Genomic DNA, 13,569 nt, shown 5'->3' on the forward strand with positions numbered 1-13,569 from the left:
CCGGCCGCGCCCTGTGAGACGTGATGGCGGCCCCATTCGACGGCGACGTTGTCGCAGGCCCGGAATCCCGCGCAGTGATCCAAATCACAGTCGCGAGATCGTTATGTGCACGGCAATCCCCTGTCCGAAATGGCGCCGCCGGGGTAAAACAACCTCCGATGCGGCGGATCGTGGTTCACATAGCGCTGGTAGCGGGCGCAGCGCTGACGCTTGCGGGTTGCGGTTTTGCCGACGTCCGCGCGCCCGTGCCCGACTTCATGCGCGGCAAGGCGCCGGACCCGCCAGCGCTGGGGACACCGCCCGACGTCAAGCTGCTGCTGCGGCAGAAGCTGGATTCGGTGTTCGTGGCGGCGTCGCAACCGACCCAGGTCCGCGTCTCCGAGCCACGCCCCAACCTCCGCGGCCCGGGCTGGACCGCCTGCGTCAAGGCCGAAGTGATTTCGGTGACCGGCAAGCCGCTGGGCACGCAGACCTATCGGATCGAAATTTCCGACGGCGCGATCGCCGATCGCCAAAAGGTCGAAGCCGAGGATACCTGTGCGACCGAGAGCTACGAGCCGGTGTAGCGCTACAGACACCGGGTCGTCGCCCGGACCGGGCAGAGCTTCAGCGCGCTGGTCAGCGAGAACAGCACGCGCGCGCCGCGGGTGGGATTATCAGGCGCGCGATAGCTGAGCGGCGCGGCGGCGCCGATATCGGCCTGCAGGCCTTCGGCGAGGAAGAAGCGAACGCCGCCACCGGCGGAGGTCAGCGAAAGGCCGTCGCTGAGCTGGTAGCCGTCATTCCAGGCGACACCGCTGTCGACGAAGCCGTAGAGCTGGTAGCCGCTCAGATATTGCAGGTTCGTCTTCTGGTCGAAGCGCAGTTCGAGCGAGCCCGCGAAACCGTTGTCGCCGCTGATCTCGGCGCTGCCATAGCCGCGGCCGAACGCAATGCCGCCGAGATAGAATTGCTGCGAAGTGAAGAGCGGGCCGGACGCCGCCTGGCCGGCGGCAGCGAGCTTCACCGACCATGCACCCGTCAGCGTCTGATAGCGCGTGAACCAGAAATTCAGCGCCGAGAATGTGCCGGACGCGCCGACGCGCGACAGGTAGTCGTCGTCGCGGTGCGAGGCGCCGAGAATGTCGAGGCCCTGGCGATAGTTCACCGTCAGATAATTGGTGCCGCCGAAATGGTCCTGCAGGCGGTAATCCGACGTGAGGCTCGCGGTGCGGATGCGGTCGGCATAGATCGGGCCGAACACATCGTTTTCAGTGGCATTGGTGAATCCGGCAGCCGCGGTCAGCGTCAGGCTGGACTTCTGCGACTGCAACGGAGCGATGCTGCCGCGAATTTCGAACGAATAGGTCTTGATGTTGTCGCTGTAGAGACGGCGGTAATCACCGGGCCAGACTTCGCTGTAATAGCCGGATGTACCGATACGCGCACCGTCAGTGCCGACGGGCACTTCGTAGGACAGACGGCCGAATGCGAGCTGCCTGGGATCGCCCGGCGTGGTCGAAAGGTTGAACACCAGCGAATCGCCGGGCGCCAGATAGGAATTGAACGCGGCTGTCCCATAGCTTTGCCATGGCCCCACCGACGACGATCCGAGATTGTCGATACCGAACGAGGTGAAGACGTGCCAGGTTTTCACGGACAGGATCAGGCGGAAATGGCCGCTTGTCGTGCCGATCTCATCGATTGCCGTGTCAATGATGCGCACGCCTGGGCGGCCATTGATCAGCAACAATTGCCGTTCGAGCGTTGCAAGCCGCGAGGGCCGCTCGGCCAATACGGCATCGAGCATAGGCCGGACGCCGAATTCGTCGGCGCCGTCCCCCTTCAGCGTCAGCTCCGCGATGCTGCCTTCGACGACCTGAATGCGAAGCTCGCCGCTCTGGACATCCTGCGGCGGGATGATCGCCCGGCTGAGGTGAAAGCCGGCGGCGCGATAGATTTCGCTGACCGCGCTCGCCATCGCCGCCAAATCGGCCTGCGACACCTTTTTCCCAATGTAAGGTTGATACGTCGTCACCAGCCGGTTCTGCGGTATCGCGACGGCGCCGCTGATCGAGACGTGCCGAAGCACGAACAGCGGCTTGGTGTCTCCCTGCCCCTCCGTCCCGGCGAATGGCGGCGACGGCAATCGAGGTCGCCCGTTCGCGCCCTGGCTCGATTGCTGGTCCTCGAAACGCTTTTCAGTCTGCCGCGGATCGTAACCGGGCTGATGCGCTTGCTGCGCTTGCGCCGGCAAACAGGCGAGCGAAGTCCACAGCCCGAGGCCAATCATCACCGCGCGGGATAAAGCTGAACAGGCCAGTTTCCGTAATTGTACTGATAAGGAACCGGGATCGTGGGTGAATTCTCTAGCCATCTGATTTTTAATAGAAAATTATGGTCAACGAATGGTTAATGGGTCACTCGCAGATGGCGGCTTCCGCTCACTCAATCTTGAAACATTTCCAATATCGTCCGGGACAAAGTGGCAATCGGAGAGAGCTTCATGCGTGCGATCGCTCACGCCTCGAGAACACTCGCGGCGATGTTCTTCCTGGCGACGGCTCCCGCCGCTTACGCGGCCGATGGCGGCGAGTGGACGGTCAGCAAATCCTCCGGTGAGGTCTGGCTCACCGGCAGCGGCGTGCAGCAGGCATCGATCAAGCAGGAAGACGCGGTGAAGCCGGGCGATACGGTTCGCACCGGCCGCACCGGTCGCGTTCTGTTGAAGCGCGGCGAGGAAATGATCATGGTTGGGCCGAATTCCGTGGTCGGCGTTCCCGCCCAGAAGAAGGAAGGGCTGTCGACAACGATCGTGCAGCGGGCCGGCTCGATCCTGCTCGACGTCGAAAAACGCAACGTCAAGCACTTCGAGGTCGAAACGCCCTACCTCGCCGCCGTGGTGAAGGGCACGCAATTCCGCGTCACCGTCAACGCCGGCAAGACCACCGTCGATGTGATCCGCGGTCAGGTCGAAGTCGCCGACTTCAAGTCGGGCCAGATCGCGCAAGTGATGGCCGGGCAGCACGCGACCGCGTTCGCGAACGGCAAGACCGGACTGTCGCTGGGCGGAGCCGGCGTCCTCGCTCCGATTGAGCACGGCAAGCCGCGCGCACCTACCATCGAGCGCGTGCCGGTGCCGCGCGGCGGCCTCTCCGCGCCACGCCATGCAGCCAACGGACAAAGCAAGCATGCGAACGCCCATCCCGCGAGGCATGGCGTCACTCGCATCTCCTCGTCGATCGGCGAAGTTCGGGTGAACTTCCATCGCGTTACCAACGGTCTCGCCCACGGCGGTTCGGCTTCGGTCGGCGCGGCGCGGGGCGCCTCCGAACCCAATACGGTCTGGAGTTCATCAACTCCCGGCACGGACATGGCCGCCGCCAACAATGGTCAGGGAGATAATGGCAACGGATCCGCCGCCAGTGCCGCCGGTCGAGCAAATGCAAGCGCGGTAGCGGCTGTCGCCGGGGGCAACAGCATTAGCGGCAATGGCAACAGCGGCAATGGTAACGGCAATGGCAATGGCAATGGCAATGGCGGCAGCGAAAATGCCGCCAACGGGAATGGCAACGGAGCCAACGGCAGTGGCCGTGGCAACAGTGGACACGGAAGAGGCCGCTAACCATACAATCAATTGCAAGAGAGCTGAACGACCGGTCAAACCCGAAACACCAGAATGGTGATCAAGTGAAACGATATCGGCCGCATATTTTCGTGATGATTGCGCTGGCAATCGTCCTGGCGGGCGGCTGGCACAGCTCGCTTCGCAACGCCCTGGCCGACCTGCGGTTCGCCTGGCAGTCGCGACAGGTCAGCGGCGACATCGTGGTGATCGCGATCGACGCATCGTCGATCGACAGGATCGGCGTCTGGCCGTGGCCGCGCCTGCTCCACGCCGAACTGATCCGGCAGCTTCAGAAGGCGGACGTCCAGGACATCGCACTCGATGTCGACTTCTCGACACCTTCGGATGCGTCGTCGGACCGAAACTTTGCCGAAGCCCTCGAGGGCGCGGGCGGATCGGTGGTGCTGCCCTCCTTCCAGCAGCCCCGCACCGACAGGACGACGCTTCATATCAATCGCCCGCTGCAGCAATTCGCCGAACATTCGTGGTCGGCGATCGTCAATGTCGAGGTCGGGCCCGATGGCCTCGTCCGGCGTTATCCGTTCGGTGAGAAGCTGGACGGCAAGTTCGTGCCGTCGATGGCTGCCGTGCTCGCCGGCCAGTACGCCGAAAAGCGCACACCCTTTTTGATCGACTTCAGCATCCGAACGGCCGGAATCACCAAAGTGTCCTTTGCCGACGTTCTGAGCGGTGACCCGGCGACACTGCAAAAACTCAGGGGCAAGAAGGTCGTCATCGGCGGCACGGCGCTCGAACTTGGTGACCGCTTCAGCGTGCCGAACGGTGTGATCCTGTCGGGCCCGGTGCTGCAGACGCTGGCTGCGGAATCGCTGCTGCAGAACCGCGCGCTGCAATGGACCTCGGGCGTCGTCACGGCGACCGGCCTGGCGTTGCTCGCCGTGCTGATGCTGTTCTCGTGGCGCCGCCTCACCGCCGGCAAGCGAGTCGCGCTGCTCGGCGCAACGGCGTTCACACTCGAGGCAGGCGCGTTCGCCCTGCAGGCGGCGTTCCCGCTCATTCCGGATACGTCGCTGTTTCACATCGCCATCATCGTCTACGTCGCGGCCATCGCCCTCGACGAAATCGACATCAGGGATCTGCTCGGCCGGGTCGCCGAGAGCCGCTTTCAGCGCGTGGCGATGTCGCTCGGCGACGGCCTGATCTGTACCGACTCCAACTATTTGATCACGGTGTGGAATCCGGGCGCGACCGCGATCTTCGGCTATCTGCCCGAAGAGATGATCGGTCGGCCGTTCGACGAGATTTGCGCACGTGACCAAGCCCCGGCCACATCCGCCTTCTCCATCAAGAACGTGGCACATCGGGCTGCCGGATCGGTGGTCGAGTTCGACGGACGCCGCAGCAATGGCGCGGTGTTTCCGGTCGAGGCCTCGTTCTCCGGCTGGCAAGGCACCGACGGATTTCAATTCGGCGCGATCCTCCGCGATATCTCGGTACGCAAGCGCGAAGCCGAGAGAGTCAGATATCTTGCGGAGCACGACACGCTGACGGGGCTCATCAACCGCAACACGCTTCACGTCCAGCTCGAGGCCAAAATTTCCGCGGCCGAGACGGACGGCCGCAAGGTGGCACTGCTGGTGATCGGCATCGACGGCTTCCAGCAGATCAACGACATGCTCGGCCACACCTGTGGCGATCTTGTGCTTCGCGCCATTTCGCAGCGACTGACGGCGGCCATTCCGACGGCGGGTCTGGTCGCCCGCTTGAGCGGAGACGAATTCGCCATCGCCGTTCCGACCAGCGACATCCGAGAAAACCTCAGCCGCTTCGCCGAACAGATCGGCGACGGCTTCGACGCGCCGCTGCTGGCCGGAAACCGTCACCTCCGCGTCAAGGTCAGCATTGGAGCCGCCGTTTGCCCAGGCGATGGGCGAACGGCGGACGAACTACTCAGCAACGCCCATCTGGCGCTGAGCCGCGCCAAGGCGACCAACCGCGGCGGCCACGTGCTGTTCGAAGACTCGATCCGCCGCGAACTGGAGGCGCGCCTGACGCTGGAAGCGGAGCTGGCGCTGGCCGCGGAGCGCAATCAATTCGAATTGTTTTACCAACCACAATTTCATCTGGCCGACGGCCGATTGATCGGCGCCGAAGCCCTGATCCGCTGGCGTCATCCCGTGCGGGGCCTGGTTTCGCCGGGCGAATTCATGCCGGTCGTCAACACCTCTCCGATTTCCGAGCGCATCGCCGAATGGGTTCTCCGAACCGCCTGCACCCAGGGAGCCGCTTGGGAACGCGCGGGACACAAGCTCCGCATCGGCGTCAACCTTTCGCCGTCGCAGTTGGAGTCCGGTGACCTCGCGGTCTCGGTTGCGCAGGTTCTGGCCAGCACCGGCTTATGTCCAACCAGCCTTGAGCTCGAGGTCACCGAAGACATCCTGCTCCACGATGAGCAGGGCGCGCTGAATACGTTCCTCGAGATTCAGGAGCTTGGCGTTCGCCTCGTCTTCGACGATTTCGGAACCGGCTTTGCCAGTTTGAGCTATCTGAAGAAATTCCCGCTCGACGGGCTGAAGATCGACCGCTCTTTCGTATTGGGCTTGCTGACCAATCCCGACGACGCGGCGATCGTTAGCTCGACCATTGGACTGAGCAAGCAACTCGGCCTGTCTGTCATCGCCGAAGGCGTCGAGGACCGCGCCACGGCCGACTTCCTGGTCAGGATGGGCTGCGAAGAGGGACAGGGTTACTTCTTCGGCAAGCCGATGCCAACTCGGGATTTTGAGGCCAAATTCCTGACCGCTCCCGCAGCCGCCGAGGTGGCGTGACGCCGAGCGGTTTGATCAGGCTGAACGATCGGTTAACGCGACACCTCAAATCCGAGCGTCGCAGCAACGCTATTTTCCACCTCTTTCCACTAGCGTCGCCCCGTGAACGCGATGAGCCGCCGGCGCCCTCAAGGTGTCGCCGGCATAAAAATCGCGAACGGGGATTCGGGGAAGTGGCCGATATTGCCGACATATCGACGGTGCGCCGTGCATCGAGCAAGGATGCGAATGCGCCAGCCATTGGCGAGGCGCTGACGCCGCTTACCGGCATCTCCGCGCCCCAATGGCGCGCGCTCACCGAAGGCGCCGCCGAGCCGAACGGCTATTACTTGCCCGAATGGGAATTGGCGGTGAATGCTTCGGCGCGGGGCCGCTCGAACGCCGCCGCGCTCGGCGCATGGTGCGATGCATCCACCTTGATCGGCCTTGTGCCCGTGATCTCGATGTGGCGCGCCTACAAGATCCCGCTGCCCGCTCTGGTCAGCGCCGATCCCTATGGCACGCTTTGCACGCCGCTGCTCGATCGCGAGATGGCGGAGGAAGCCGTCACAAGCATTCTGCGCCGGGCCAGGCGTGCCGGCGCGCATGCGCTGATTTTCCGTGCCACCCCGCTCGATGGCGCAGCCATGAAGGCCTTCACCAATGTGCTGCATCGCGGCGGCATGCAGCCGCTGGTGCTGCAGTCGCATGTCCGCGCCTGCCTCGATGCCACGGCTGACGCCGATACCGTGCTGCGCGACGCGCTCGGCGCAAAGAAACTGAAAGAACTCCGCCGCCAGCGCAACCGCCTCGCCGAACACGGCGCCGTCCATTTCGACGTGGCGCGGACGCCCGGCGAGATCGCTGCCGCCGTCGAAACCTTCTTGGTATTGGAAGCCAGCGGCTGGAAGGGGCAGCGTGGCACGGCCCTCGGCCAGCACGAGGGCGATGCGGCGTTCGTCCGCCGCGCCACTTCGGCGCTGGCAGAGACCGGCCAATGCGAAATCGTGACCTTGCGCGCCGGCGAAACACCGGTGGCGGCAGCGATCGTGCTGCGCCATCAGGATCGCGCCTTCTATTTCAAGCTCGGCGTCGACGAGCGCTTTGCGAAGTTTTCGCCGGGCGTGCAACTGACGCTGGAGCTGACGCAGCATCTTTGCGCCGATCCAGCCATTGCCATGGTGGATTCCACCGCAAATCCCGACCATCCTATGATCAACCCGATCTGGCGCGGACGACTTGCGATTGGCGACGTGTTGATTCCGCTGCGGCGGAACGATCCGGTAGTGGCGCTGATTCGCGCCGCGCTCCCCTTGCGGTCGGCAATCCGCGAGCCGGCGCGGCGTCTCGTCCATTTCGTCAGAAAGAGCCGGGAGAAATCCTAAATGAATACGCTCACCGCCATAGCGCCCGTCATTACGGCCGACCATGACGCGCTCCGCCGCGATTTTCCGCTAAAGCCGTTCGCGATCCGCCACAAGCTCGCCGGCCATCCGCTGCTGACGCTGCCACGCATCGCGCAATTGGCTTCCGAGCTGCCACGCGACCTGATCGAATATAATTCCGGCAAGGTCGCGATCAGCCAGGATCCGGATGCGATTCCCTCCGTCGACCTCGACCCCGTCGAAGTCGTGAAGAGCATTGAGACCGCCGGCGCCTGGATGGTGCTCAAGCGCATCGAGAATTCGCCAGAATATCGCGCGTTGCTGGAGGATACGCTGCTGTCCGTCGCCCGTGCCCGCGGCTTCAACAGCTTGGCTGACGCCGGCTTCGAGCAGGTCGAAGGTTTCCTGTTCGTGTCCTCGCCGAATTCGACCACGCCCTTTCATCTCGACAGCGAAGACAATTTCTTCGTGCACATCCGCGGCGAAAAATTCTTCACGATCTTCGACAATACCGACCGTTCGATCGTCTCCGACGACGAGATCGAGCGCTCGATGACCAAGCATCGCAACCTGAAATACGACGATAGCATTGCGCCGTTGGGCAAGGAATTCCACCTGTTCGCAGGCGATGGCTGCTATGTGCCGTATCAATGGCCGCACTGGGTGCGCACCGCTGGTTCGTTCTCGATCTCGATGGCGATCACCTGGAAGACGCGCGAAGTGCGGCGGATGAACGATCTGCACTTCTTCAATTCGATGCTGCGCAGCATCGGTCTGCCGCAGCAGCCGCCGGGCAAACAGCCGCTGCTCGACGCGCTCAAGCTGGCGTTCTATCGCACCGTGACGACCGCGATAAAGCCGCTGCGCGCCTCGATGGCGATGCGCCGCGTGCTGCGGCGGATCGCGCTCGGGAAACGCGCTAACTATTATTTGAAGGGGGTGTAACCAGCCTCACTGCAGCGGCGAATGCGGCGCCGGCAGCATGATGGTCGAGTGCATCTCGTCGAGAAATCCGGGACCCTTCCCGAGAAATTCCTGCCAGGCCGGATCCTTCATCGCGTTCCCGCGCGCTTCGGCGCGGGCGTTCAGGCTGGGATAGGCCCAGATGTGGCAGGCTTCGTTCGGCTGACCCGCTTCGGTGATCCAGAGGCCGACGATCTTTGAATATTTTTCGCGCTCTGGCAGCACGGCAGTGAACGCATCGAGCCATTGCTTGAGGCCGCCCGCCGGCTTGGCGCGGTAGTTGCGCAGTTCGTAGACATTGCCCGTCGATGCCGGGGCCACCGGAGGCCTCACCGCGTTCATCACGCGAACGTCCTGGCGGACCAACAACGGACGGATCAGCGGAACGTACTCGCCGGTCCAGCGCGGGTTTTTCGCAAGCTCGGCGCGCAACCGGGCGCGCTCGTCAAAACTATTGTAGCTCCACATGTGCAGAACCTGATTGAGCGGGCCGATCTCGGTCGACCAGTAGCCTTCGAGCTTGCCGTAATCGTCCTTGCGGATGTCGCGCGATATCGTACTCGCGGCCTTGATCATGTCGCCGAGCGTGCCGGGTCTTAAGGTGTAGGTGCGCAGTTCGTAGATCATGATTGCCTCCCCAAGCCTATTCTAGTTTCATCGCCGCGTTCCCCGGATGCTGCGCAGCGCGAAGCGGTCTGCTGCTCCGGGGACTTCCCTGCAACCTGGGTCCCGGCTCTGCGGCGCAGCGCTGTGCGCCGCACCGCGTCCGGGACACGCAAGGCTACTCCGCGGCCTGCGCGTTAATTTCGCCGGAAACTTGCCGGATCGCCCGGGCGAGTTGCTCGGCCGGCTGGGCGCCGGACACTGCATATTTCTGCGCGAAGACGAAGGTGGGAACGCCCGAAATGCCTTTGTCGGACGCTTCCTGCGCCTGGCCGGAGATCAGCGCGACGTCCTCATCGGTGGCAAGCCGCTTGCGCACATCGTCGGCGTCGAGGCCGACATCGGCCGCGGCCTGCACCAGCACGTTGACATCGGTGAGATCGCCGCCATCGCGAAAGTACAATTCCATCAGCCGCTGCTTCATTTCGGCTGCCTTGCCGTGCGCTTCCGCCCAGTGGATCAGCCGGTGGCAATCGATGGTGTTGGGCTGGCGCTTCACGAGTTCAGGGCGGTAGGTCAGCCCCTCCTCGCCCGCAGCGGCCACGACACGACCAGCGATGCCCTTATAGGCCTCGACCGAACCGAATTTTGCGGTGAGATATTCGTCGCGGCTGATGCCCTCGCGCGGCACCCAGGAATTGAGGAAGAACGGCCGCCAGCGCACTTCGACGGGAACATCCGGCACCAGCGCCAAGGCGTTCTCGATCCGGCGTTTGCCGATGTAGCACCACGGGCAGACCACGTCGGAGACGATGTCGATCTTGAGGGGTTTTAAGGTGCTCATCGGAACGTCCTCGCTGATTGATGTCCCGGAAGGTAGTCCGATCGGACAAGGAGACAAGGGCGATCCCCGCATGTCTCGTATCACTTCACCGGCGGGCCGTGGTCACCGATATGCTGCAGGGCAGCGCGACCACGGCCCTGTCGCTAGTCGGCGACTCCCCGGCGACCGCACAATGTAGGATGGGTAGAGCAGAGCGAAACCCATCAACACCGTTCATGACATTGATGGGTATCGCTCCGCTCCACCCATCCTACAAGTTACGTCAAACCGGCCGCTATCTGCCGCATCCGATCGGCCGTCAGATCGTCGGCGGGAAAGAACGTTTCCAGCGCCAGCTCCTGCAACGTGATGTCGACGGGCGTGCCGAACACCATGGTGGTGGAGATGAAACTCAGCACGTCGCCATTGTGGCGCAGCTTGAACGGGATAGCGACATTGTCGGCCGAGATCGGCCCCGAGCGCGCCGGCATCCGATAGGCCTTCAGCTCCTGATACAGTTTGAGCAGTTCGGGATCGGCCGTCGCCTCGCATTGCCGGTGCAGCCGCTCAAGGAGATGCGCGCTCCATTCGGCAAGGTTGACCGTGCGCGGCGCGAGCCCTTCGGGATGAAAGGCGAGCCGCATAATGTTGATGGGGTGCCCGAGCAAATGCGGCGGCAAACCTTCGAGCAACGGCGCCACCATGCGATTGGCCGTCACCAGATTCCAGTGCCGGTCATAGGCCAGCGCCGGATTGGGCTCATGCGCCTTCAGCACCAGATCGATCGCCTGCCGGGCTGACTTCAGCGCCGGATCATCCAGCGAGCGTTTCGGAAAGGCCGGGGCAAAACCCGCCGCGACCAGGAGCACGTTGCGTTCACGCAAGGGGACCTCCAATCGCTCGGCAAGCTTGAGCACCATTTCCCGCGACGGCGCGGCGCGGCCGGTTTCGACAAAACTGAGGTGACGCGCGGATATTTCGGCATCGCTCGCCAGATCGAGCTGGCTCAGATGGCGGCGCTGGCGCCATTCGCGCAAGTGATCGCCAATGTGTAGGGGTTGGGTTCGTTCGGCTCGCGCCGTGGCAGCATGTGCGTTCATGGTGGAAAACCTACCATGCGAATTTCATCCATTCCATTACGTCCAAGGTAATCGAAACGGGTCGCAGGTCGGGTCATTTTGGCGGCACAGGAGATGACCCATGCTGATGCTTTCGCTGTTCCGCTTCATCGCCGCCATGATCCCCTGGGTATGCAATCTGGTCACCTGGCTCGTGGCGCGTTCCCTGAACATGCCCGAGCCCCTGGTGCATGACACCGGCGTGTTCGTGTTCGTGCAGGTGCAGGCGATCGAGAACAGGGTCGGCAAGGCGCTCTGCCCGGTGCGGCTGATGCGTCAGCTCCGGTCGCTGCTGCAACGCTGATCCCTGCCACCAGTCATTCCCAAGCAAAGGAGAACGTCATGATCCATCCGTCCACCTTCCTGAGCCGCGCCCTGCTCGCTGACGCCATCTTCAGCGGCGTCGCCGCTGTGGCGCTAACGCTCGGCACCGGCACGCTCGCGCCGTTCCTCAATTTGCCGGAAGTCTTGTTGCGCGAAACCGGATTGTTCCTGATCGCCTATACCGCGCTGGTCGGCTGGCTGGCGACGAGGTCGACAGTGATGAAGGCGCTGGTGTTGTTCGTGATCATCGGCAACGCCGCGTGGACGCTTGGCAGCATCGCGCTGCTGTTCTCGGGCACGGTGTCGCCGAACCTGCTCGGTCAGGTCTTCATCGTGGCGCAGGCGATTGCAACCGGCGTGTTTGCCGAGCTGCAGTATATCGGCCTGCGGAAGAGTGGTGAGACGGTGACGGCGTAAAGTGGGCACCGTCAGGGGCGATGCGAAAGCATCGAACTATGGTGCGCAATTGCGCGCCTGAGAATCTCGAGATTCCGGGTCTGGTGCTAACGCACCAGCCCGGAATGACGCGTGCGAGCGCGTCAGCTCAACACCACCGCCACAATCATTCCGGCAAAAGTCAGTACCAGCCCGATGACCAGCATCGGTACCAGGCTGCTGCCCGAATACGGATCGGCCTGCTCCTTGTTCGTCACGATATGTGCACGATAAGCCATCACACTGCTCCTGCCTGATTGCGTCGAAATCTTTCACCGTTTGCGAGCATGACGCCGTTGGCGCCGGCGATACCAAGCTCGAGGCTCGCCGCAATCCGCCGCGCCCGCTCCACAAAATGCGCTTCCGCCTCCGGTGGGCAGACCTCGCGCGCGGTGGCCTCGAATAGCGCGAGCCAGCGATCGAAATGCGCGGCATCGACCGGCAGCGGGAGGTGTTTGGCCATTGGCGTGCCGTGATAGCGGCCGGTCATCAGCGCGACGGACGACCAGAATGCGCACATCTGCTTCAGATGCGGCTCCCAATCCTTGATGCGCGCCTCGAAGATCTGCCCCAGCACCGCGTCGTCGCGGACCTTGGCGTAGAAGCCGCGCACCAGGCGCTCGATCATCGCCTCGTCGATGCCCGTCCGCTCCATGATTTCGGCCGTGAGCCGTTCGCGCCGCTCCGGCCCTGCCACGATCGCTTCCAATCCGCCTGCCCTTAAATAGGTATTTCAAATACCTAATTAGACGGCTATAGTTGATTTGCAAGCAGATCTTTTGAGAGGGGCCCCATGCGCCTGACGTCGTTCACGGATTTTGCGTTGCGCGCCCTGATGCGGTTGGCGGGCGAACCCGGCCGCTCCTTCGCCACCAATGAAATCGCGGCCGAGTTCGGCATTTCCCGCAACCATCTGGCCAAGGTGGTGCGCGACCTCGCCGATAGCGGCTTCATTTCGACCCAGCGCGGTGTCGGCGGCGGCTTCATGCTGGCCCGCCCGGCCCACTCGATCACCATCGGCGAGGTGGTGCGCGCGCTGGAGGGGCCGCCGCTGGTCGAATGTTTTCGTGAGGATGGCGGCAGTTGCATGCTGAAGCCGCGCTGCCGGCTAAAGGCGAGGCTCGCCGCCGCGCGCGAGGCCTTCATGCGCGAGCTCGACGCCACGACGCTGGCGGAATGCGCCTACCCCGCGCCGGCCAGACGCAGTCCGGTGACCGCGTGAGGCCCGCACCGAAGCTCAGGACTTGAACATGAAACCGATCGAGTTCGAAAATGGCGTCGTGCAGATCGATGCCGCGATCGTCGCCGAAGGCCTCGGCCTTGCGCTGCCGCTCCTTCAGAAGGAGATGCGGGCGGGCAAGATCACGAGCTTTGCCGAGCGCGGCGTCGATGCCGATTTTGGCCGGCATCGACTGACCTTCCTGTCCGCACATCGGCGGTTTCGCGTGGTTGTCGACGAAGCAGGTACTATCGTTCAACGGTCGGCGGTCGACTTCGGCGATTCGTCGTTGCCGAAATCGGTGCGCAAGCCCGGCGGATAAAC

The 13,569-nt window shown here is 63.4% G+C and carries 15 protein-coding genes; 9 read left to right on the forward strand and 6 right to left on the reverse strand.

Annotated elements, in window-relative coordinates; all coding sequences use genetic code 11:
- The first annotated feature begins 170 nt into the window (after positions 1–170).
- Complete coding sequence (locus tag V1273_RS23710; RefSeq protein WP_334411023.1) at positions 171–566, forward strand: hypothetical protein; 396 nt, start codon at positions 171–173, stop codon at positions 564–566.
- A gap of 2 nt (positions 567–568) precedes the next feature.
- Here V1273_RS23710 and V1273_RS23715 read toward each other — a convergent pair whose 3' ends face one another.
- Positions 569–2,272 carry a ShlB/FhaC/HecB family hemolysin secretion/activation protein gene (locus V1273_RS23715; protein WP_334411025.1) on the reverse strand — a complete coding sequence of 568 codons (1,704 nt, stop codon included), beginning with the start codon at positions 2,270–2,272 and terminating at the stop codon, positions 569–571.
- Between the two features lie 213 nt (positions 2,273–2,485).
- On the opposite strand from V1273_RS23715, the gene V1273_RS23720 reads away from it, so the two are divergent.
- The 4 genes from V1273_RS23720 to V1273_RS23735 all read left to right on the forward strand — a co-directional run bounded on the left by V1273_RS23720 (position 2,486) and on the right by V1273_RS23735 (position 8,705).
- Complete coding sequence (locus V1273_RS23720) at positions 2,486–3,604, forward strand: FecR family protein (RefSeq protein WP_334411026.1); 1,119 nt, start codon at positions 2,486–2,488, stop codon at positions 3,602–3,604.
- Positions 3,605–3,669: 65 nt separating this feature from the next.
- Entirely contained in the window at positions 3,670–6,396 is a 2,727-nt protein-coding gene (locus tag V1273_RS23725) for an EAL domain-containing protein (protein WP_334411027.1), read from the forward strand.
- Positions 6,397–6,569: 173 nt separating this feature from the next.
- A complete protein-coding gene (locus V1273_RS23730) occupies positions 6,570–7,760 on the forward strand; it encodes a GNAT family N-acetyltransferase (protein WP_334411028.1) in 1,191 nt (396 codons plus the stop codon).
- The gene (locus V1273_RS23735) at positions 7,761–8,705 is read left to right on the forward strand and encodes a cupin-like domain-containing protein (protein WP_334411030.1); all 945 of its coding nucleotides are present in this window, start codon (positions 7,761–7,763) and stop codon (positions 8,703–8,705) included.
- Positions 8,706–8,711: 6 nt separating this feature from the next.
- Here V1273_RS23735 and V1273_RS23740 read toward each other — a convergent pair whose 3' ends face one another.
- The 3 genes from V1273_RS23740 to V1273_RS23750 form a co-directional block, all read right to left on the reverse strand.
- Positions 8,712–9,350, reverse strand: a complete 639-nt coding sequence (locus V1273_RS23740; protein ID WP_334363669.1) for an NIPSNAP family protein — start codon at positions 9,348–9,350, stop codon at positions 8,712–8,714.
- A 154-nt stretch (positions 9,351–9,504) separates the two neighbouring features.
- Positions 9,505–10,170 carry a DsbA family oxidoreductase gene (locus V1273_RS23745; protein WP_334381570.1) on the reverse strand — a complete coding sequence of 222 codons (666 nt, stop codon included), beginning with the start codon at positions 10,168–10,170 and terminating at the stop codon, positions 9,505–9,507.
- Between the two features lie 257 nt (positions 10,171–10,427).
- Positions 10,428–11,249, reverse strand: coding sequence for a helix-turn-helix domain-containing protein (locus tag V1273_RS23750; RefSeq protein ID WP_334363671.1), 822 nt, complete (start codon positions 11,247–11,249; stop codon positions 10,428–10,430).
- Positions 11,250–11,349: 100 nt separating this feature from the next.
- Here V1273_RS23750 and V1273_RS23755 point away from each other — a divergent pair, with 100 nt between their 5' ends.
- Positions 11,350–11,571 carry a hypothetical protein gene (locus V1273_RS23755; RefSeq protein WP_334411031.1) on the forward strand — a complete coding sequence of 74 codons (222 nt, stop codon included), beginning with the start codon at positions 11,350–11,352 and terminating at the stop codon, positions 11,569–11,571.
- A 38-nt stretch (positions 11,572–11,609) separates the two neighbouring features.
- Entirely contained in the window at positions 11,610–12,008 is a 399-nt protein-coding gene (locus tag V1273_RS23760) for a hypothetical protein (RefSeq protein WP_334411032.1), read from the forward strand.
- A gap of 122 nt (positions 12,009–12,130) precedes the next feature.
- Here the strand turns inward: V1273_RS23760 and V1273_RS23765 are convergent, their stop codons facing one another.
- Positions 12,131–12,265, reverse strand: coding sequence for a hypothetical protein (locus tag V1273_RS23765; protein ID WP_334411033.1), 135 nt, complete (start codon positions 12,263–12,265; stop codon positions 12,131–12,133).
- Positions 12,265–12,723: a group III truncated hemoglobin gene (locus V1273_RS23770; protein WP_334411034.1), complete on the reverse strand. Its 459-nt coding sequence runs from the start codon at positions 12,721–12,723 to the stop codon at positions 12,265–12,267. The genes V1273_RS23765 and V1273_RS23770 overlap by 1 nt, the downstream gene beginning before the upstream one ends.
- A gap of 96 nt (positions 12,724–12,819) precedes the next feature.
- On the opposite strand from V1273_RS23770, the gene V1273_RS23775 reads away from it, so the two are divergent.
- Both V1273_RS23775 and V1273_RS23780 read left to right on the forward strand, forming a co-directional pair.
- The gene (locus V1273_RS23775) at positions 12,820–13,248 is read left to right on the forward strand and encodes an RrF2 family transcriptional regulator (protein ID WP_334411035.1); all 429 of its coding nucleotides are present in this window, start codon (positions 12,820–12,822) and stop codon (positions 13,246–13,248) included.
- 28 nt (positions 13,249–13,276) lie between these two features.
- Positions 13,277–13,567 (forward strand): DUF6522 family protein, encoded by a 291-nt coding sequence (locus V1273_RS23780; protein WP_334411036.1) that lies wholly within the window; start codon positions 13,277–13,279, stop codon positions 13,565–13,567.
- Positions 13,568–13,569: the final 2 nt, after the last annotated feature.

Origin of the sequence: Bradyrhizobium sp. AZCC 1721 (assembly GCF_036924715.1) — a bacterium.
GTDB lineage: Bacteria > Pseudomonadota > Alphaproteobacteria > Rhizobiales > Xanthobacteraceae > Bradyrhizobium.

Excerpts from the sequence above, each read along its gene's own strand:
- V1273_RS23780 (WP_334411036.1), top strand. The coding sequence starts at position 13,277 with ATGAAACCGATCGAGTTCGAAAATGGCGTCGTGCAGATCGATGCCGCG.
- V1273_RS23745 (WP_334381570.1), bottom strand. The coding sequence starts at position 10,170 with ATGAGCACCTTAAAACCCCTCAAGATCGACATCGTCTCCGACGTGGTC.
- V1273_RS23720 (WP_334411026.1), top strand. The coding sequence starts at position 2,486 with ATGCGTGCGATCGCTCACGCCTCGAGAACACTCGCGGCGATGTTCTTC.
- V1273_RS23735 (WP_334411030.1), top strand. The coding sequence starts at position 7,761 with ATGAATACGCTCACCGCCATAGCGCCCGTCATTACGGCCGACCATGAC.
- V1273_RS23775 (WP_334411035.1), top strand. The coding sequence starts at position 12,820 with ATGCGCCTGACGTCGTTCACGGATTTTGCGTTGCGCGCCCTGATGCGG.
- V1273_RS23765 (WP_334411033.1), bottom strand. The coding sequence starts at position 12,265 with ATGGCTTATCGTGCACATATCGTGACGAACAAGGAGCAGGCCGATCCG.
- V1273_RS23715 (WP_334411025.1), bottom strand. The coding sequence starts at position 2,272 with ATGATTGGCCTCGGGCTGTGGACTTCGCTCGCCTGTTTGCCGGCGCAA.
- V1273_RS23755 (WP_334411031.1), top strand. The coding sequence starts at position 11,350 with ATGCTGATGCTTTCGCTGTTCCGCTTCATCGCCGCCATGATCCCCTGG.
- V1273_RS23740 (WP_334363669.1), bottom strand. The coding sequence starts at position 9,350 with ATGATCTACGAACTGCGCACCTACACCTTAAGACCCGGCACGCTCGGC.
- V1273_RS23750 (WP_334363671.1), bottom strand. The coding sequence starts at position 11,249 with ATGAACGCACATGCTGCCACGGCGCGAGCCGAACGAACCCAACCCCTA.
- V1273_RS23760 (WP_334411032.1), top strand. The coding sequence starts at position 11,610 with ATGATCCATCCGTCCACCTTCCTGAGCCGCGCCCTGCTCGCTGACGCC.